Here is a 19,636-nt window from a genome sequence, read left to right on the forward strand (position 1 = left end):
CACGCAAGCTGTGACAGCTGCGGGGCCTTAGCTCAATTGGCAGAGCACTGCCTTTGCAAGGCAGGGGTTAGGGGTTCGATTCCCCTAGGCTCCACCGTAGGAAGGCGAGCGCTCCACAGAGAACGCTCGCCTTTCCGCTGTGTGTTACAGACCAGCTTCCGAAGCTCCCACCCATGGCCGCGCCCTCGATTGCGGCGTACCGGACCAGCAACGAGCTAACTAAGCCTCATCAGCGCTCGAGTCCTGCGCGAACTGGTTACGCCAACGGATGGCTTGCTCGACCTTGGTCAGGTCGTAGTCCGGCCCTCCCGTCCCTATGGTGAACAAAGTCGCTCCGGCTTCCACCAGTGCCAGCGCACGCTCGGGCCCCGGCCAGCCCACCGAACGTTCGATGCGCTGCGGATCGGTTCCGGCGGACGCACAGTGCTCGGCCAGGATCGTCGACTTGCGCTTCAGGACCTCCGCATCGGCGAAGGTGTGCCAGATGTCCGCGTATTCGGCGACCAGCCGCAAGGTTTTCCGCTCACCGCCGCCTCCGATCAGTATCGGCAGCTTTCGCACCGGCTGAGGATTGAGCTTCCGCAGCCGTTTGTCGATACGCACCAGGCTTTCCCCCAATAGCGCCAACCTCGTTCCAGGTGTGCCGAAGTCGTAGCCGTACTCGGTGTAATCCTTGTCGAACCATCCGGCTCCCAGACCGAGTATCAGGCGGCCGCCTGAGATGTGATCGACAGTACGGGCCATATCGGCGAGCAGATCTGGATTCCGGTAACCTCCGCCGGTGACCAGAGCGCCGAGTTCGACGCGCTCGGTCTGCTCGGCGACGGCGGCCAACATGGTCCAGCATTCGAAGTGCGGACGATCCGGATCGCCGTGTAACGGGTAGAAGTGATCCCAGTTGAATACGATGTCCACACCCACGTCCTCGGCGCGACGCACCGCGTCACGGATGAGAGCGTAATCGGGGGCGAGCTGCTGTTGCAGCTGGACGCCGATACGAATCGGTCGAGTCACGTAAGAGTTCCTCTTGTCCTAGGTCGAGTGCGCTGGTGCGAACCGATCCGCACCGGCCGACGATGTCGTGGGCGGCTTCCGCACCGATCCGCTGCCCCGTCAGGAATTGAATGGGTACAACCCTCGGCTCCGAAGGAACGCAAGGCTCTCTTCGACAGCCGGGATTCCGCGATGAGCGATCCCTATGAGCACATCGGGCTGGCTCGATGAAGCGGCGGCCAACTCCGAGACTGCGTGCCAATCGACCGTGCCGGTTCCCGGCGGAAACGACGCATCCCAGGTGCCGTCGTTGTCGCTGAAGTGGAAGTACACGAGCTTGTCGCCCAGAGTCTCGAACCACTCCTGCATCGGCACCTTGGAAAACACGTTCGCGTGGCCGACGTTCAAGCACGCTCGCAAACGGTCGCTGCCTACACCCTCGATCACAGCGGAAATCGCTGCGGGAGACGGATCGAACATGTTCTCGATGAGCACAGTCGAGGTCGTCTGCTCGACCACGCCAGCCCAGAACTCGATGTTCTGCGCGATCCAGGTCTCCTCGTACCCCTCGTACGTCGCTACCGACGGAATGATGTTCGAGTGGAAGAGGATGTATTCGACGTCGAAAAACGACGCCAACTGGACTCCTTCGTTCACTCGGCGCCGGGAGGCTTCCGCAACATAGATGTCCGGGCTGGTCACGGTGAGATCCATGAAAGCGCCATGGAAGGTCACGATCTGCCGGCGGTTCTCGCCGAAGGCGGCTGAGTATCGGTCGCGCATCTCCTGCAGCTCGGGCCAAGTGAGATCGGCGTGGCTGAACTCGATGAGTTCGAAGTGCAGAGACTCGCGCTTCGCCAGGGCCAGATAGTCTTCCAGGCGCGAGAGCCGCGGCTGAACCAGAACACGCTTCATATGAGGACCTCCGATTTACGTGCTTCCACACCACCCCGCGGCAAACCGGACGCCGGTACCGGCTCCAGTGCGCGGCAATACTCGTGCACGAGGTTCTTGAGCCTCGACACGACGACCTTTGTCACATCCACCTCCGCGCCGAGGTCATCGAGCAGGTCGCGATATTCACCGAGGTCGTAGTGATAGTGGCCGCTCGCCAACACCGCCATTCCGCGCGGTGTCGATTCATCGGCGAACCATTTCTTCCACAGACCAGCTCGGTAGACACAGTCTGCGAACCTCTTGGCTTTATCACGACAGCCGTATTCCGCCGCGAGTTGCAGTACCATGCGAGTCTGGACTACGCCGAATTCAGGAGCCACATTGAAAGCGGCGACATCGGAACGCGATCTGGCGACCATATCGTATGTGCTGGAGTAGTCGATATTGTGCTCCTTCAGACCGATACCGAACTCGGCGAGAATCGCCACCAACCGCTCGGCGTGCTCCTGATCGAAATATCCGGCCTGATGGATACCGCGCACCAACGATCCGGTCTGCGCCACATAGAATGCCGGTTCGACGATCTGAACAACTCGGCGAAGATCCGACTCGACCTCTTGGATCGGCGTCGGAATTCCGTCGTTCCCGTAGAGGCTGATCTCGAAGCGCACAGGATATCCCCGCTCGGCAGCGGCGCCGACCGCGACGTCGACCAACTCCGCGAGGCGCTCGTACTTATCCGCCTTGTCTCCGGGGTGGGCATGGACATCCACGTGCACCAGGTCGAACCCGGCCGCCACGTCTTCGCGGAGGCTGGCAGAAGCGCGCTCCATCGCCTCCGCCGGGTCGCATCCACGGTCTCCGTCCCGCAAGAAGGGTCCCCCATGATCGCGGCAGACCGCGACTCTTCGGTCCGCCCGGGACCTCGCCATCGCGGTCAAACGCTCCGGTGTCATACCGTTCACATAACCGCCACCGAATTCCGCGCACTCGGCTTGATTTCGCGAAGCGATCAGCATGATCCGCTTATTGGATTCACTGGTGAATTCGGCGACCGCCTGCAGTATCTCCAGACTGGTGAGCCCGACGGCCAGCCTCTCCCAATTCTCGTATCCCCGCGCAACATCGATATCTATGGGAATCCCCTCCGCTCGTCGCAGCTCGGCATCGCAAATCTGATTTGCATGCGACGCACACCAAGTGCACACTCAGAAGCCTAAAGCGGTCACCGGTCGCTCGCAATCGATTCACACATTCGGTACCGCATACTTGCACGTCATCAGCCTCGATTCGATGTCCGGTCCGGACACTGGCGACAGAAATCCCTTCCGAGCTACATCAGTGTTCCGGAAGACCCGATTCGATGCTATGCTCACGGACGGGCGGGGATTCTTCTGGCGCATATTCCAAGACGCAGATAGTTGAACTCTGCCTGTCTCATCTGCCCTATTAAGTCGTCAGGTGTTCGAATCAGCAGCGGTGCACGACTTTCGCACGCTCCGAAATCCGACGACGTGTTACGAAAGACACGCCACCATGAGGACCGTGCCGCTCAGCGCAACGATCGGCGTCGAACTTCAAGACGTCGACATGTCCAAGCCTTTCGACGACCAAGAGATCGCAACTCTCCGCGACGCCTTCGACCATGGCCTCGTACTCGTCCGCGGCCAGCAGCTGGCCGACGAGGACCAGGACCGCTTCGTCGCAACGCTCGGCGAGCCGCACACCTTTCGCTGGGGCTCGACGGTCGAGTACTTGTCGAACGTCATCGCGGGCAATCCCAGCCCCGCCGGAAGCGGCCCACTTCTCTTCCACAACGACGGCGCCCACCAACCGAGCGTCTCGGCAGGCACCTGCCTGTACGCGCAGAACGTCTCCCCGACCTCCCCACCCACAGCGTTCGCCGACTCCGTCCGCGCATACGAAGGGCTGCCGGAGGAAATCAGAGAGGAGATCGACGCCCTGCACGCGTTCAACATGTTCGACTCCACAGTGCCGCAGGGGGTACAGAAACGCATGCGTCTGGCCGCGTACCCCGAAGGCGCGGATCTGTCGCATGTCCGGGCAACAGTGCATCCCGTGGTCGTCACGGTGCCGCACACCGGCAAGAAGGCACTGTTCGTGAACGAACTCAACACCAGCCACATCGTGGAGTACGGGCCGCATTCAAGCGCGGGCGAGGAGCTGCTCCAGGCCCTGTTCGCTGCTCTCTACGACGAGTCCAACCGGTACTACCACCACTACCAAAACCATGATCTGGTGCTTTTCAACAATGTCGCCGTGCAGCATGCGCGCACCGGCCAGATCGACCACAATCCACGCACGCTGCGGCGGCTCGTGCTGAAGACGCTCAACTGGTGACCGCGAAATCGCTTCCGACCACGGTCCCACGACGGCGACCCGACGACAGACAGGGCCACAGAGGCCCCACTCCCCATTCAGGACGGCAACATGTGCGGCATCACCGGCTGGGTCTCCTTCGAGTCGGATCTGACTCGCCAGCGCGACGTACTCGACGCGATGACCGAAACGATGGCGCTCCGTGGCCCGGATGGGCGCGGCACATTCGTCCGTGCGCACGTCGGGCTGGGGCATCGACGACTGGCCGTCATCGATGTACCCGGCGGAGCACAACCGATGGCCGTGAGCACACCCGACGGTGAGGTGTGCCTGGTCTACTCCGGGGAGACATACAACTTCGTCGAGTTGCGGAAACAACTGGTGACTTGCGGGCAGGCCTTCCGCACCCAGAGTGACACGGAGGTGGTGCTGCGAGGCTACTTGCAGTGGGGCGAGAGATTGGTCGATCACCTCAACGGCATGTATGCGTTCGCGATCTGGGACGAGCGCCGGCAAAAGCTGGTCATAGTCCGCGACCGCTTGGGTGTGAAGCCGCTCTACTACTACCCGACACCGGACGGAGTGCTGTTCGGGTCGGAACCGAAAGCGATTCTGGCGAATCCGCTGGTACGCAGGATCGTCGACATGGACGGCTTGCGGGAGCTGTTCGTGGCGGCCCGGCGGCCGGGCTGGTCGCTGTGGAAGGGTTTGCACGAAGTCCTGCCTGGGACGATGATCACGGTAGACCGTCAAGGCATCCATCAGCGCACCTACTGGCGTCTGACCGCCGAAGAGCATCCGCACAGCCAGGAAGACACCGTTGCGCGAGTACGAGAACTGCTCACCGACATCGTCGACCGGCACCTGGTCTCGGACGTCGGGCGCTGCGTACTGCTCTCCGGCGGACTGGATTCCAGCGCCATCACCGGTCTTGCCGCAGCTCGACTAGCAGGGCGAGGTGAGCAATTGAGCACCTTCTCGGTAGATTTCGTGGATCAGGAAGCGAATTTCGTGCCGGATGAGGTCCGCGATACCCCGGATTCTCCGTTCATTCGGGAAGTGACGAAGTTCGTCGGCACGGTGCATCGCGACATCATGTTGCATACGGCCGACCTGTCGGATCTGTCGGTGCGGCGCGCGATGGTCGCCGCGCGGGACTCGCCCCTCGGCCGCGGCGAAGTCGATACGTCACTGTATCTGTTGTTCCAAGCGATTCGGGAACAATCGACGGTTGCGTTGGCGGGAGACTCGGCCGACGAGGTGTTCGGCGGCTATCGCTGGTTCCACGACGAGGCGGCCCTGCGAGAAGCGACCTTCCCGTGGATGGCGTTCGGCAACTCGCTGACCAGTGCAGCGCGGTGGAACTTCGTCCACCCGGGGCTGCGTGAACGTCTCCACTCGCGGGCTTATATCGCCGATGAGTACGCGGCCGCGGTCGCTGAGGTCGACCATCTGGAGAGTGAATCCGATCAGGAGCGCCGCATGCGCACCGTCTGCCATCTGCATGTGTCGCGATTCCTACGCCCGTTGCTGCACCGCACGGACCGAATGTCGATGGCGGCCGGACTCGAGGTGCGAGTGCCGTTCTGTGATCACCGGCTGGTCGAGTACGTCTACAACACACCCTGGTCAATGAAAATCTTCGACGGACGTGAGAAGAGCTTGCTGCGGCAGGCAGCGAAACATGTCCTACCCCGGTCGGTGATGGACCGTGTCAAAAGCCCATATCCTTCGACTCAGGATCCCACCTATACCGCAAACGTTCAGAACATGGTGAAAGACATCCTTACCGAGAGATGTTCGCCGCTGTTCGTATTGATCGACCGGGACTGGTTGCAAAGCGCGGTCACTCAAGATCCGGCACGCATGGAGAGCCCTGTCCGTGTCGGGCTCGAGCGTGCGATAGACATGCATATCTGGTTGGACCTCTACTCGCCCGACCTGTATCTCGACTAGGAAACGTGCCATGTCCGGCTACGGCAGCAACTCCGGGTCCCGCTCATAAACTCGATCATGAGACGGCGTGACACGATCATCGACGTTCGCAACCGAGCCCGGACCAGGCCCGAAACTACTTTCAGTCCCTTGCCTCAGCGGCGTCCCGGTGTTCGAGCGCGGCAAGCAATTGGGGTCCGAGATTCGTCACACTGCCGGCTCCCATCGTGACCACCAAGTCACCGTCGCGCGCAATTCCGAGCAGAAGCGGCAATACATCGGACTCGTTGGCCAGATGAACCCGCTCTGCGGGCAAGCCCACAGCGTTCGCGACCAATTCACTGGTCACACCGGGAATGGGATCTTCCCGCGCACCGTAGATGTCCAACACGACTACTTCATCGGCCAGGGCCAGCGCAGTGCCGAACTCCGCTGCGAACATCGCGGTGCGCGAGTACATGTGCGGCTGGAATACGACGATCAGCCGGCCTCGGGCATCGGGCCCGCTGCCGACGACATCACGAGCGGCTTGTAGCTGGGCCTCGACCTTCATCGGGTGATGGGCATAATCGTCGTAGACCGCAACGCCCGCTGCCATTCCCTTCTGCTCGAACCGCCGTTGCACGCCTTCGTAGGTCGCGATTCCATCGGCCATGTCGGCGAGTTGGGCGCCGACTTCCCTTCCCGCAAGGATCGCTCCCAGCGCATTCATCGCCATGTGTTCGCCCGGCACCGACAGCGTCACGTCGAATCGCTCTTGCTGGAACTGTGCCCGCACCCGGCCGCCGTCCGCGGTCGGCTCGAACGCGAGCATCTCCAGGTCGGCAGGACCTCGACCGTAGCGACGCACCGTTACGCCGCGTGCCTCGGCGTACTGCGCCAGTCGCGCGGCGCCGGGGTCGTCGGCGCAGACGATCAAGACGCCACCCGGGCGAATGGCGTGAACCATCGTTTCGAAAGTCGCGGTATAGGCCTCTTCCGTACCGAAGTAGTCCAGATGATCGGCCTTGATGTTGGTCACCAACGCGACATCGTGGGAGTAGGCACTGAGGGAACCGTCACTCTCGTCTGCTTCCACCACGAAGACATCGTCGCTACCTACGAAAGCACCGGAACCGACCGCGTTCAAGATGCCGCCGATGGCGAACGTGGGGTCCAGCCCGGCTGCGCGTAGTCCGGACACCACCATCGAAGCGGTAGACGTTTTCCCAGCGGTACCCGCGACCGACACCGTACGATGCTTCTCCATCAATGCGGCGAGTGCCTCCGCGCGGTGCAGCACCGGGAATCCGAGCTCACGGGCCGCGGTCAATTCCGGATTGTCCGCGCGTATCGCCGAGGTCATGACGATGGTCGCCGGCGGCGTCGGCAGATTCGCCGGATCCTGGCCGATGACGACGTGTGCACCCAGTTGCCGCAACGTGCGAGTGGCGTCGGATTCCGCCTTGTCCGAACCCGACACCACCCAGCCCTTGGCGAGCATGATTTGGGCGACACTGCTCATACCAGTGCCGCCGATGCCGATGAAGTGCACGTGATGGCCGACGAGCTGGTGACGCATGTCAGGTTCTCCACCCTGTAGGCATGATCGTGGGCGTACACCTCCACGGCATAGCCGTACCGGTGGGGCCATTCGTCGTAAGCAGCGACAAATTCTAGCCGATGCCCATGACGGTATCCGCCCGGGTCAGGGGGTGCGGCCGTGCTACCGCTGGCACGGGAAGATGGATTGCCGAACGCGGCGATTCGTGAAGTCGTGCTCACCCGTGGGTCCGGCGGCCGCCGTCATATCAGCGTCCCACCGTTCGGACTCAAGATCTGGCCGGTGATCCAGCTACCGCCGGAGGAGAGCAGGAACGCGGCCAGCATGGCCAAGTCTTCCGGCTGCCCGAGCCTGCCCAGCGGTACCCGCTCCGCGGTAACACCAGCGCGAGTCCCCATCGGTGTGTCCACCGGACCCGGTGCAATCGCATTCACACGCACCCCGTTGGGGGCCAAGCGCCTCGCCGCCCACTTGACGAGACCGTGCACCGCCGCCTTGGACGCCGCGTAGGCAGGTCCGCAGGAGTAGCCACCGTCCAGACCTGCGACGGAGCCGAACAGCACCATCGAGCCGCCACCCGAGCGCACCATCGTGGGCGTCGCATGTTTCAACACGAGAAATCCAGACGTGACATTCGTTCTGACGATCGCGTCCCAATCCTCGAGTTCCGTGGAATCCAGGCCCCCCTTCTCGAAGGAACCGACACAGTGCACCACCCCGTCGAGCCGGCCTTCGGCGCCGGTGCACTCCGCGATGAAATCTCGCACGAATGGTTCTTCGCCAATGTCTCCCTGGAAGAATCTCACCCCGTCCGACAACAAGGACTTCTCGGCGGGCCGGATCACATCCGCCAGCCACAACGACGCATTACGCGCTTTCATCTCCCGGGCGACGGCGAGACCGATACCGGATGCCGCACCGGTGACGATCACCACAGGATCCGTCATGTGTCCACCTGGCCTGGCATCGGGACGCTCAAGACAGCGACTCCGAGTTCCTGATCATTTTCACCAACCCGGCCTCGGCGAGTAGGTCCCGATATCGACCGGCCGTAGCATGGCGCAACTCCAGCAACCGCTCTCGTTCCACCACGCGCTCTCGGACAGCCCATGACGTGATCTCCATCAATCGCTCCGCCGTCACGTCCTTCACATAGCTGTACGGCAGGCCTAAGGGCTCCATTGATCTCATCCTGGAATCGTTTCCGACGAGAAACGACGAGATACCCACGCCAGCCATGGGAATGGCCAGGTGCAGCCGGTTGACAATCGCGAAGGTGATGCCTGCCGCCGCGGCATTGAGCTGGTCGAGGGTTTCGACTCGAACCGTTCTGGAACCGGGAAAGCACTTCGCGACCAAGTCCCGCTCGGGACGGCCGATCGGCGCGAAGACGTGGTCGATACCGGCCTCGTCGAGCATCGCGACGAACCGTCGCATCTCCGCGAGCCAGCCGGCCGCATCGATGCCTTGCCCGCCGTCGTAGTGCCCTCCGAGCCGCATGCAGTTCAAGAGCACTGTCGGCTTCGCCGGTGCGTCCGCTCCCACATCGGTCAGCGAGAACAGCGACGGACATGGAACCACGGTCACGTCCTTGATGCCCGCGCCCTGGAACAGCGACTGAGCGGCAGCGTCACGCACGGTATTGACCAACGCCGGCGTACACAGCTGTCGCGCGTACGCGATCGTCGGGTCGGCAAGCGACGAGGGCTGAGATTCCCACGGGTAACTCGCGCCCAATCCCACGTTGACGATAGGGGCGGTCCTGCGCCGGGTGTGAATGGAGCGCTCCAGGACCGGGTCGACCCAGCCGCCATGCTCGCATCCGTTCCAGAGCAACGGCGTTCCGCAGTGCACGATGAGATCCGCGTGATGCAGCTTATTGAGGCACAGACTGTTCCCCGCCTCGACGAGCAGTCCCGGTGGCCGGCGGATCAACCACTCCCTTCGCACGCCGGCCAGATAGAACATGCTCAACGGATCGTGTTTGCTGATCCGGCGGAAGGTCGGCCGTCTTGCCCCGGCGAACGATGCGAACAGTCGGATCACGCCGTCCGCGATTCGTTCGTCCCCGGGATTTCTACCGACCGTTGTCAACAACGCGACACGGGGTCTGCGGACGCTCACGTGACGTTCCGTTCCAGAAGACCACGGTTCAGCGCGACCTCGACCTCCTCCTTGGTCCTCATATCCTGATACCAGGCGACTGTCTCCTTCACACCGGCCGCCAACGGCCAACGTGGCTCGAATCCCAGCTGCGTGCGTGCTTTCGCGATACTTGCGATTCGCCGGACAGGACCGGTGGGCATGTCGGGCAGCGTGGTGATGGGCGCGGAGTACCCGAAGCACTGCATGATCAGCTGCGCCGCGCCACTGACGGGGGTTTCCTCTTCGGTGCCGATATTCAGGGCCGAGGCGTCACCGATGTGCTCTCCGGCCAAGAGCGTGCCGTCGATGATGTCCGCGACATAGGTCCAGTTCCGGATCTGACTGCCGTCCCCCCATACCTCGAAGGGATCCTGGTGCAGATAGGCCCGCGCGATCATCGCCATGATCGCGTGGTTCTCCTTTGCCCGGGGTCCGTAAGCAGTGAAGTACCGGCACGACACCGACTCGATGCCGTGCCTGACACGCAGTTCGCTCAAGTAGAGCTCGCCGGCCAGCTTGGCGAGGCCATAGAGCCCGTCGGGCCAGTACGGCGGGCCGACCATCTCTTCGCTGAGCATCTCGACGGAGGTCACCGAATCCTGCCTGTTCAACGGGTAGATACATCCCGACGACGCGAATACGACCTTGGAGCATCCCGCCCGCAGGGCGGCGTCGAAGACGGCTTGATCGAGCGTCATGTTGCCGCCGCACTCCAGGTTGTGCGTGTCGATGTATCCCCGGCCGCCGTGATCAGCTGCGAGATGGAAGACGATCTCCTGCCCCTGACTCGCAGTTGCGCTGTTCGTGGTGTCACGCAGGTCCACCTCAAGGAAGCGCACGTCATCGATGACATCGCTCAGATTCTTCGATGAGCCGCTGGAGAGATCATCCGCGACAGTGACCACCGCTCCGAGTTCCAGAAGCTGTTCAGTGAGGTGTGAGCCGATGAACGACGCCCCGCCGGTGACGAGAACTCTTCTGCCGCTGTAGAAACCCACGGCTAGCTCCTAACTATGGATGAGGTGCGAAATCGGTCTTGTGCACGTTCACGACCGTGGGGGCTGGGATCGCACGGGAATCGGAGAGATATCGGAGGGCAGGTCAACAGCGTGGGTTTCGCCATCCACTGCGCTCCGGTAGACGGCGTCCATGACGCGAAGATGGAAGACGGCTTCCTCGCTGGTGACGGCCGTGGTGCGATTGACGACGCCGCTCTGCCGGTCGCGAACTGCGGCGGCGAACAGTTCGAAGGGCTGGGAATTGGGAAATTCGGTGCGTGTCGGCACCGACCTGCGCGTACGTTCGACGGACCCACCGCGGTCCGTCGCGACCTCCATGGTCAGAGGATCCTTGATCCAATCCCACGTGAGAGTCGCCCTGGTCCCGCGCAGCCGGACATACGTCTCCGACTCGCCGTGCACGCAGGAAGTACGCTCCCAGCGCACGGCGATCGGTGGACGATCCGAGTATTTGAATGTCAGTGCCGCGCCCGATGTGGTGTCGACGTCGTACGAGACGCCGCTTGGCGGCTCGAAGGAAGTTTCCAGCTGCACGCTGAAGGCGCTTGATACCACCACTTCATCGGCAAGAGGCAGAAAACGCAACATCATGGTCAGGTCGTAGGCGCCGTGCCCCCAGAGCGACCCCCCGCCAGTGAACCGCTTCTCGAGACGCCATTTCGGTGATAAGCCGTCGTCGATGCCCGCGCGGGCCCGTGCCTTCCGGGCGATGAATTCCACCGCGAACAGATCGCCGAGCTCCCCCGATCGGATGGCCCGGTGAAATTCATCGGTGACCGGCCCCAGATACCGGCTCGAACATTCATGCAGGATGCGGTCGTGCTTACGGGCGAGCTCGTGTAGCGCCAGCCCCTCTTCCACATCCCGAGCGAGGGGCTTCTCGCACAGTACATGCATTCCCCTGGACAGTGCGGCCTCCACCGGCGGATAGTGCAAGTACGGAGGCAGAGCTACAACGACCACCGCAGTGGTGTCGGCCTGGGCGATCGCATCCGGCCAATCTTCATACTGCGCAATACCATCGGGATCCAGACCGGCCGACTCGATGGCGGCCGCGCGGGACGCCGGGCGTGGATCACAAATCGCGACGAGCTCAAAGCCCTCGGCCGCGGCGATCGCTCGAACGTGCTCGTGGCCGATCATGCCGCAGCCGACCAGCACGACGGGGACCGTAGGCCGGGTCGCGGTGCTCACGCCTTTTCTCCCCACACCTGAACGATCTCGGACAATCGCGGCAAGCTCTCCGCTTCGGGTACCTGTTCGACCGGCCGCTTGAAGAACGGACTGCATGCCTCCGCCACCGTTCCCCCGACCTCCGCGGTGCGCTGGAGTGCGGCCATCCGGATCGCGTCGATCACGACGCCTGCCGAGTTCGGACTGTCCTCCACCTGCAGTTTGACCTCGAGACGCACCTGCATGCCGAGAAAAGCTTCTCCTTCGATCTGCACGTACGCGACCTTGTGATCTCGAAGGCTACGAATGTGGTCCGGCGGCACCAGCTCGATGCGGTCCGGGTCGACGCCCGACGCGGCCAGAATCGCCGAGTGCTTACTCGTCTGCTTCGAGGTGAACCGCGATCGATCCAGCATGTTCTTGAAGTCGTTGTTCCCACCGAAATTCAGCTGGTAGCTCGATGTGACGTCGATCCCACGCCGCTGGAAGAGTTCGAGCAGCGTACGGTGCAGAACAGTCGTGCCGAGCTGGCTTTTGACGTCGTCCCCCAGCAGGGGCACCCCTTTGGCGTGGTATTCGTCCCGAATCTCCTTGGAATTGGCAACCTCTTCAGGGTTGCAATTGATGAACGCGGCGCCGGCACGCACCGCCGCCATCGCGTACAGCCGGGTCGCCATCGGCGATCCGCCGGGCAATTGGCACACGACGATTTCGGCTCCCGCTTCGCGGAGCCGAGCCGCGACTCGATCCTCATCCAGCGAGGAGTCGTCGATCAGCGGGATCTCCGCTTTCACGTGGGCGGCGAGGCCGTCGAGAATTGGGCCTGGTTCGACCGTCACGCCAGTTGCCGGCACCTCGGTGTACTTGGAGGTGCAGTTGGGTTCGGCGAAGATTGCCTCTGCGAGATCGAGCCCAACTTTGCGCTGATCGACATCGAAGGCTGCGACGAACTCGACATCCAAGGCCAGATCGTTCTCAGCGAAAATCGCCTCCACACCGGACGGTTTGGAGACCACCGTTCCGAGCACGCCCTGGACCAGGCTCGACGTCGAATTTCCGACGCCGACTACCGCGACTTTTGCCTTCAACATCTAGTGAACCTCCGAGTTCTCTGACTGATTTGAAATCGACACACGTCTTCCGGTGGACAACGCTGACCGCGTCGCATCGAGAACCTCCATCAGGAGGTGGCCGTCATCGACACCCAGGCCGGAAACGACGGTTCCGTCCGAGCAGAACCGCTGCAGGGCGGCGTTCAGAGTTTCCGTGAAACGTGCATCGCGAACGAACGCGTTTTCTGTTGCGGTGACCGTGCGACCCGACGCAGTGGTCACCTCAAGGGTCATCAGACGACGCGAACACGATGCATCGCGCGGTCTGATCACAACACTCGATGTCGCGCCACCGCGATGGGTGAGGCGACACCAAATAGACTGGGCCGCTGTGTATTCCGCGCTTACTTCGGAAACCGGGCCTGCTATCGCACTGACGAGGTCCAGCAGATGTGGACCCAGATCCAGCAGCACTGTGCCGGGACCGCGCCATCCCGGAATCGGATCGCAATAAAGCGAGGACCGATAGGAGAGTTCAACATGTCGCACGGAGACCGATTGGAGCTGCTCGAGCAAAGCCACGAAGTCGGGCATGAAACGATAGGTGAGCATGTGGAGCGCCGGCACACTCGCGGCACGCACGGCTCCGACCAGCGCCCGGCAGTCCACAGCGTCTGGGGCCAGCGGCTTCTCTAGTACGAACTTCACTCCGGGACGGGCTAGCAGTGTCGCGAGGTCCGCCTGAGCCCGCGGAGTAACCGCAAAGATCACGATGTCCGCTGATTCGGCCGCCGACCGCAGATCGTCCTGAACGAGCATGCCGAAACGCGCGGCCAAGTCTTGGGCACGACCAGTGGACTTGGACCAGACCGCACACGAATCGAGATAGGACGCCCGGCTGATCAGCGGAGCATAGAACTGCCGGGCCCAGTTGCCGGCGCCGACCAGAAGAGTTCGAGCACCAGCGGTCATCGCGGTCTTCCGGTTTGGCCCAATAGATCGGTGCCGAAGAACTCCGCCGCAACGCGGCCGTCGCCCCTCCCCATATCGTCCTGGATCCGGATGTTGTCCGATCCGTCGTCTTCGGTGGACGCCTCGATGAGTATGACGTCGGTCTGAGCCTCGACCCGGTGCACGGCGCCCGGCGCCACCCGCGCCACATGGCCGGCCGGAAAGTCGATGGCCATCGGCTCGCCCTCGGTGTCCCTGCAATGCAAGGTCGCCAGGCCCGAGAGAATGAAGTATGTCTCGTGCTTTTCTCGGTGGTATTGCAGGCTCGTCCGCTTTCCGGCATGGATCGCGATGACTTTGAATCCGTAACCGTTACCAATTGTGTGGAGCCAATGCTCCACGCCCCAGTGCTTAACGACATCGTTGCCACCGCCCAGCCCGAAGATGGTGATACCGTCGATACCGGACCCCTCAGGCAGTGTCGTGCCGCGGATACCTGCGGGCACCATCGAACTGTGAAATGGTGTGAAAAGCTCGAGACGCCCGAAAGAGGCGGAATTGTCATCCCGGTGTGCTCGCACCATGGAGCTGGGGCTCGAAGCAGACGAATTCTCCTGACCGGAACATACCTCGAAGAGATAAATGCCGTGAGCAGGATCTGTCATCAGTAGCCGCAGACCGGTCCACTCGGGCTGTTCCAGGTCCAGCAGGAGACCGGCACGGACATGCACCTCACCGCCGGTAGCGGAATAGGATTCCGCGGCGTTGCCCAATATCAGCTCTGTGCGATCAGGATGGAGATAATCCCGGAAACTCTCCTTGGGGATGATGTCGCCGATCCCGAGGAGTTCGAGATCTACACATTTGCCGCGTGCTTCCATGCGCTGACGCCCTCTCGATTTCAACAAAACTGTGCAGCCCAGACATCGCTCAGCCACCGCTCATAGGCCAACCCTCGGTCGTCGTTCGTGACGACGGTCACTGGGACTAGTTTTCGCCCTGCTCCACCTTTCACCGCGCCGTGGAGAAGCCGCGGGTTGCACCACAAGAGGTAGTCGTTTCTCGCAGACTCCACCGCAGAGCCGTGGGCGACGAGTGTTTGCGGAAGGGTCAACCCGATCGCCTCGTGCAGAGAGTTGCAAACCAGGCGCTTGCCAGGAGTGTCACAATCCGCGCACCAACATCTCTGAGTGAGATTGCCGAACTCCGTCAGTTCCCGGATCCGGTCGTTGTCGAAAAAGGCTTCGGCTTCGACCACAGAGAATGCGTATTCGGGTATCGAAAGGCCGAGCGCCGCCCCAGCGGAGAGATATTCGATGCCGAGTATCCGAGCCTGCCGGTATGCAGCCATTATATTGCCGGCGAGCCAGTCACTCACAGCCTTTCGGCTATCCATGAATGATTCGCCGAATCGGCGCCGGAAAGCGTTCCGAAGTATGCCGAACCAATCGTAAAAAGTCGTAATACTTTCCGCGTCACCCGCCTCGGATATGACGAAGCCGCTGTAGAGAATCGTATTGGAGGTAGGCACGGATGCGGGCGAGCTGAATCTCCGGCAGGCGACGTCGAAGCCGGGGCTGTCGATGACGCTCGGCGACAAGAAGGACCGGTGATGCGCGTCGTGGTGCGGAAGCATGTCGCGTGTGGCCCAGCCAGCATGGATCTTGGCGACCAGCGGTTTCTCCACCTCGACCTCCAGCGCCATCCCGGTCTCGCTGCTCACGGCCTGGACGATCGACTGTGCGACCAGCTGTGCCGCCTCGACTGCGGCTTCGGCGCTCAGCCTGGATTCGGAGAATTTGAACAAGATCGGGTCGCCGGCCGTAAGCGAAGAAATCATGCGGCGTAGATCGCGGTCACTCCAAGCCGAGATACTGTCCCGGAGATCCGACAGTGTTGCACCACTGTACTCGCTCCAGATCTGGACTTTTGGTCGGGCTATCGCGTCCATCGTCCTACCGCCATGAGTCCAAGCAGAAATCGAATGGGAAATCGGTACTTCGCAGTCTGATCCCGGCCAGGGATTCCAAATGTGCGGGTACACTGATCGCACCGCACTCGGCTGCGGCCCGCAAAATAGAAACTCGGGTCGCGAGAGCCGTTTCCAAATCCACATCTCCAATGGCGGGAAGATCGATCCTGGTCAATTCCTCGACGCAATGGACAACGTCACCGATGAACCAGATTTCCCGGCCTCGATGATCGACGGTGATATAGACAAAGCTCCCCGGCGTGTGTCCGGGAGCCGGCAGGGCGGAGAAACCGGGGACCGCCAGTTCCTCGCTGAAGCGAAAGCTGTCACGTAACGGCTTCAGCTTCGACTGCGGGACGCGGTCTTGGTCTACGAAATATTCCCAATCTCGGCGGCCGCACCAGTAGACCGCCTTCGGGAAGGTCGGCGTGCCGTCGGTCGCCGCCCACCCGATGTGATCCCAGTGCAGGTGCGTCAGCAACACATGATCGATGTCTTCCGGGCTCAGTCCCTGCGCCGAGAGCTCGTCCAGCAACCGGCCACCGTGGAACGATCCGGATACCACGGGCCCCACCCCGAGATCCACCAAGACCTTGGCGCCCTCGGTGTCCACAAGAAAGGAGCCGATCGAGAGCTCTACCTCCGCGCCGTCGACATCTATCACTCCCCGACCGTCGATCAGCGCAGTCACCATGCTCGCGGCCCGTCAGCCGAATTCGATGGGCCATCGAGTCCGTCGAGCCCCGAGACAGCCAGCACCTTTGTGAGCTGCTCCACCTGACCGAGATAGTGCTTCACCGCATTGTGGATGGACTCCCGCTTGTCTTCACCACAGGTTGCCGCGAGTTCGACGGATACCAAGGAAGGACTGTCGAGAAGCTGGCCGTTCTCCGCCACGATGGTCACATTGGCCTCGCAACCGGCAATGGTGCTGACGGCGTTCGCGATGCGCTGCGCCAGCGCCAACGTGACCTTTCCACCGTGATAGTGCGGGTTCTTGCCGGCAGGCGCCTCGAGGTGACTGACGCGCATAGGAGCGATGACTCCGTTGATCCGATTCCCGCGGCCCACTGCTCCGACATCGCCCGTCGCGATCGCGCTACCCAGGTGAGCCATGTAGACAGCGTCGGAGGTGTCCCTGGTGTTGAGGCGAATTTCGCCGATCTGCCAGCGCCCGGCTTGTGCGATCATCTGCCGCACGTCCTCTTCGACGGCGAGCTTGAACTCGTCGTATTCACGCCGATTCGCCACCCGTTCGGGCACTGCGGGCACGCAGAGCACGACATCCAGTTGCGTCTGCACGCGGGTGGCGAGAACTTTGACATCGGTGCCCGCCGCCATCACGCGGTCACGGTATTGCCGACTCGTCAGCACCGACTCGATCTCGACTACAAGGTCTTCCAGAGGCGACCGCGGCGAGTAGGCGACACCGATAACGGAGTCGTTCGACCTGCGAACCCGCGCAGATGAGCCCGGCCGCGATGGCCTGAACCACTCGACGGGCCGACCCGAACCGACGTAGTCGTTGGTCCGAACCTCGACGCTGCAAGCCGTGGGGGTGTATCCCACGAGGCCCTCCGCCAGGACATCGTCTACGGCACTCCTGGCAAGTGCATCCAGCGGAACATCCAACTCACCGACTTTGCGGGTTGCTTTTCCGACCACCACGGCCCGGATCGGCGTGATCATCTCACTCGAGCCGAATTCGTTCTTTGATTCCCCGCCGATCAGCATGCACTTGTCGACCCAGTGGTTGAGATCTGTGCCGATGTGCTCCGAAGCCCAGGCGACGTAGCGGGTAACGAATGCCTCGGCGAACGCGTCCGACAACGTATCGGGATGACCCTTACCCTTCCGCTCCACTACTTCAACCGGCGCTCGCTCCGTGCTCCGGATAGCAGATTCGGAAATAATTATCCTCATTGACCTTCTCCTCGATGACTCACAAGCGGTGAGTTGGAGCGCTGATCGCAGGCAGTTCCACTTCGTCAACGCACCATGCGGTGACCGGAAGCGCGGCGCCCACGCTGGGTGTACTACTCGCCGCCGGCCGTTGCCGGCCGATCATCGCCTTCCTTCGGTTCCTGCCCGCCCAATTTCCGGGTCTTTCCGAACGAGAGTATGTCGGCGTCTGTGAACTCCGCGGCTTCGCACAGGAGAACGTTGACGGGAAGATCCAGTTGGTGACTCGCCAGGTCACCCCGCTGCTCTCGCAACAAGTCGGCGGCTTCGTGCTGATCGCGGACGCTCGCTTCATCTCCACAGAGGTTGAGCAGCCACTTGTTGCCGAAGGCAACATGTGTCACCTCATCGAAAACCATGAATTCGAGCATCTCCGCAGAACGTACATCCAACGCTGACTTGAAATCATGCGTCTTGAAAAGGAGTGTGTCTACTCCGATCCATTCCCCGATACGCTGATTGATGGCAAGACGCATGGGCAGCGGCTGATCCAGACTCATCTCCCACATCTTCATATCGCCTCGCGTCATCCCGATGTGCCCGCCCAGCTCCACGATTCTCGTAGCGAGCATTTGAGCATGCCGGGACTCATCCCAGCACTGCCTCGCCATGTCGATGACGAAGTCCCACGGCATGCTGCGGAACCTCGCAATGTTGTCGGCGCATATCTCCAGCGCAGGCAACTCGACCGAGATCAACGATCGGTGGAAGAAGGACGCGGCATAGTCACGTGGGCCGCTCCGGTTCTCGTTACGGACCCGGTCGTCTTCCGCTCGTTGGGCCTGCACGCTCCGCCCCGTACGGCCCGAAACCGCAGCGATGTGATCAGCTCGCGCTGGATACGAGCCATCTCGACGCTTCGTAACAGTGAAGCTCGAATCCCGCGACAGTGCGGTGACAGTTTCGAGCTGCGTGCGAACGGTGGCCAGAGTTCTATCGAGTACTCTCCTGGATGGCTCGTCCCAGAGCTGCCAACTCACGTCTGCGATTCGCGTAAGCGTATCCACAGCTGTCCGGATGAGTAGGAGTGGATCGATGGGAACTTCCATCGGATCCCATTCATCCAGATCCGAGATAGCCGGTGCGGCTGGGCTGCCTAGAAGATACAGCCTGGCCGCTATCTCCGAGACGGCGAGAGCATCTTGGTAGAGCAGGTCGGCAAGAATACATTTGAGATCGAGTTCGGGCTCCCGCAAAATTGCTTCCGCAAGACATGCCGTCACCTCGATCATGGCGTCCCGAGCACGAGTAAGACGTTCGCGCGCGTCTACGATACCTGGAGTCTCGGCAGGCAGGACCGACTCGACTTTCATGATCTCCCCGTATCACCATCAGGCTGGCTTGCGACAAACCGAATACGCCGCTCAGTGCATTCCGGCATACGCCCCCCTTTTTTCTCGTGCAGGAAGATCATCGTCGTGCAGCCCGGCGATATCCGTCGGCGACTACTGAAGACCCACCCCGAAACCAACAGCACTTGACGACAAGGCTAGAACCGTCGCTGAATCGAGGTCAATGATCTTCACGCAATTCCATGACGTCGCCGCAGGACAACAGTGTCGACGTCATGTCCGGACCGGACAAGATCCCGCACAAGCTCCCGGACGGAGATCTCCGCAGCTGCACGAGTAGCGTATCGGCCGGCGCCTTCGCC

17 protein-coding genes and 1 tRNA gene are annotated in these 19,636 nt (G+C 61.9%); 3 read left to right on the forward strand and 15 right to left on the reverse strand.

Features of this window, described 5'->3' with window-relative positions; translation table 11 throughout:
- The first annotated feature begins 21 nt into the window (after window positions 1–21).
- Window positions 22–94, forward strand: a tRNA-Ala gene (locus tag ACZ6DL_RS08295).
- Window positions 95–219: 125 nt separating this feature from the next.
- Here the strand turns inward: ACZ6DL_RS08295 and ACZ6DL_RS08300 are convergent.
- From ACZ6DL_RS08300 to ACZ6DL_RS08310, 3 genes are all read right to left on the reverse strand, one after another.
- Entirely contained in the window at window positions 220–1,014 is a 795-nt protein-coding gene (locus ACZ6DL_RS08300; RefSeq protein WP_466049934.1) for an LLM class F420-dependent oxidoreductase, read from the reverse strand.
- 99 nt (window positions 1,015–1,113) lie between these two features.
- Complete coding sequence (locus ACZ6DL_RS08305; protein WP_466049935.1) at window positions 1,114–1,908, reverse strand: sugar phosphate isomerase/epimerase family protein; 795 nt, start codon at window positions 1,906–1,908, stop codon at window positions 1,114–1,116.
- Window positions 1,905–3,098: a class II D-tagatose-bisphosphate aldolase non-catalytic subunit gene (locus tag ACZ6DL_RS08310; protein ID WP_466049936.1), complete on the reverse strand. Its 1,194-nt coding sequence runs from the start codon at window positions 3,096–3,098 to the stop codon at window positions 1,905–1,907. Before ACZ6DL_RS08310 ends, ACZ6DL_RS08305 begins: the two co-directional genes overlap by 4 nt.
- A gap of 337 nt (window positions 3,099–3,435) precedes the next feature.
- Here ACZ6DL_RS08310 and ACZ6DL_RS08315 point away from each other — a divergent pair, with 337 nt between their 5' ends.
- Together ACZ6DL_RS08315 and asnB are read left to right on the forward strand one after the other, a co-directional pair.
- Window positions 3,436–4,251 (forward strand): TauD/TfdA dioxygenase family protein, encoded by an 816-nt coding sequence (locus ACZ6DL_RS08315; RefSeq protein WP_466049937.1) that lies wholly within the window; start codon window positions 3,436–3,438, stop codon window positions 4,249–4,251.
- A gap of 90 nt (window positions 4,252–4,341) precedes the next feature.
- Window positions 4,342–6,186: an asparagine synthase (glutamine-hydrolyzing) gene (gene asnB, locus ACZ6DL_RS08320; protein ID WP_466049938.1), complete on the forward strand. Its 1,845-nt coding sequence runs from the start codon at window positions 4,342–4,344 to the stop codon at window positions 6,184–6,186.
- 121 nt (window positions 6,187–6,307) lie between these two features.
- Here the strand turns inward: asnB and murC are convergent, their stop codons facing one another.
- From murC to ACZ6DL_RS08380, 12 genes are all read right to left on the reverse strand, one after another.
- A complete protein-coding gene (murC, locus tag ACZ6DL_RS08325; RefSeq protein WP_466049939.1) occupies window positions 6,308–7,726 on the reverse strand; it encodes a UDP-N-acetylmuramate--L-alanine ligase in 1,419 nt (472 codons plus the stop codon).
- A gap of 224 nt (window positions 7,727–7,950) precedes the next feature.
- The gene (locus ACZ6DL_RS08330; protein ID WP_466049940.1) at window positions 7,951–8,640 is read right to left on the reverse strand and encodes an SDR family NAD(P)-dependent oxidoreductase; all 690 of its coding nucleotides are present in this window, start codon (window positions 8,638–8,640) and stop codon (window positions 7,951–7,953) included.
- 43 nt (window positions 8,641–8,683) lie between these two features.
- Complete coding sequence (locus ACZ6DL_RS08335; RefSeq protein ID WP_466049941.1) at window positions 8,684–9,754, reverse strand: hypothetical protein; 1,071 nt, start codon at window positions 9,752–9,754, stop codon at window positions 8,684–8,686.
- A gap of 74 nt (window positions 9,755–9,828) precedes the next feature.
- Window positions 9,829–10,851 (reverse strand): NAD-dependent epimerase/dehydratase family protein, encoded by a 1,023-nt coding sequence (locus ACZ6DL_RS08340; protein WP_466049942.1) that lies wholly within the window; start codon window positions 10,849–10,851, stop codon window positions 9,829–9,831.
- 48 nt (window positions 10,852–10,899) lie between these two features.
- Complete coding sequence (locus ACZ6DL_RS08345; protein ID WP_466049943.1) at window positions 10,900–12,066, reverse strand: Gfo/Idh/MocA family protein; 1,167 nt, start codon at window positions 12,064–12,066, stop codon at window positions 10,900–10,902.
- Window positions 12,063–13,133 carry an inositol-3-phosphate synthase gene (locus tag ACZ6DL_RS08350; protein ID WP_466049944.1) on the reverse strand — a complete coding sequence of 357 codons (1,071 nt, stop codon included), beginning with the start codon at window positions 13,131–13,133 and terminating at the stop codon, window positions 12,063–12,065. Before ACZ6DL_RS08350 ends, ACZ6DL_RS08345 begins: the two co-directional genes overlap by 4 nt.
- A 3-nt stretch (window positions 13,134–13,136) precedes the next feature.
- A complete protein-coding gene (locus ACZ6DL_RS08355; RefSeq protein ID WP_466049945.1) occupies window positions 13,137–14,069 on the reverse strand; it encodes a Gfo/Idh/MocA family protein in 933 nt (310 codons plus the stop codon).
- On the reverse strand, window positions 14,066–14,929 hold the full coding sequence (locus ACZ6DL_RS08360; protein ID WP_466049946.1) for a cupin domain-containing protein: 864 nt from the start codon (window positions 14,927–14,929) through the stop codon (window positions 14,066–14,068). The genes ACZ6DL_RS08355 and ACZ6DL_RS08360 overlap by 4 nt, the downstream gene beginning before the upstream one ends.
- A 20-nt stretch (window positions 14,930–14,949) precedes the next feature.
- Window positions 14,950–15,999, reverse strand: a complete 1,050-nt coding sequence (locus ACZ6DL_RS08365) for a hypothetical protein (protein WP_466049947.1) — start codon at window positions 15,997–15,999, stop codon at window positions 14,950–14,952.
- Window positions 16,000–16,003: 4 nt separating this feature from the next.
- Window positions 16,004–16,714 carry an MBL fold metallo-hydrolase gene (locus ACZ6DL_RS08370; RefSeq protein ID WP_466049948.1) on the reverse strand — a complete coding sequence of 237 codons (711 nt, stop codon included), beginning with the start codon at window positions 16,712–16,714 and terminating at the stop codon, window positions 16,004–16,006.
- Window positions 16,708–17,943, reverse strand: a complete 1,236-nt coding sequence (locus tag ACZ6DL_RS08375; RefSeq protein ID WP_466049949.1) for a methionine adenosyltransferase — start codon at window positions 17,941–17,943, stop codon at window positions 16,708–16,710. Before ACZ6DL_RS08375 ends, ACZ6DL_RS08370 begins: the two co-directional genes overlap by 7 nt.
- A gap of 113 nt (window positions 17,944–18,056) precedes the next feature.
- Window positions 18,057–19,295 (reverse strand): DUF455 family protein, encoded by a 1,239-nt coding sequence (locus ACZ6DL_RS08380; protein ID WP_466049950.1) that lies wholly within the window; start codon window positions 19,293–19,295, stop codon window positions 18,057–18,059.
- Window positions 19,296–19,636: the final 341 nt, after the last annotated feature.

It is taken from the genome of Nocardia sp. NPDC041819, from assembly GCF_055590505.1.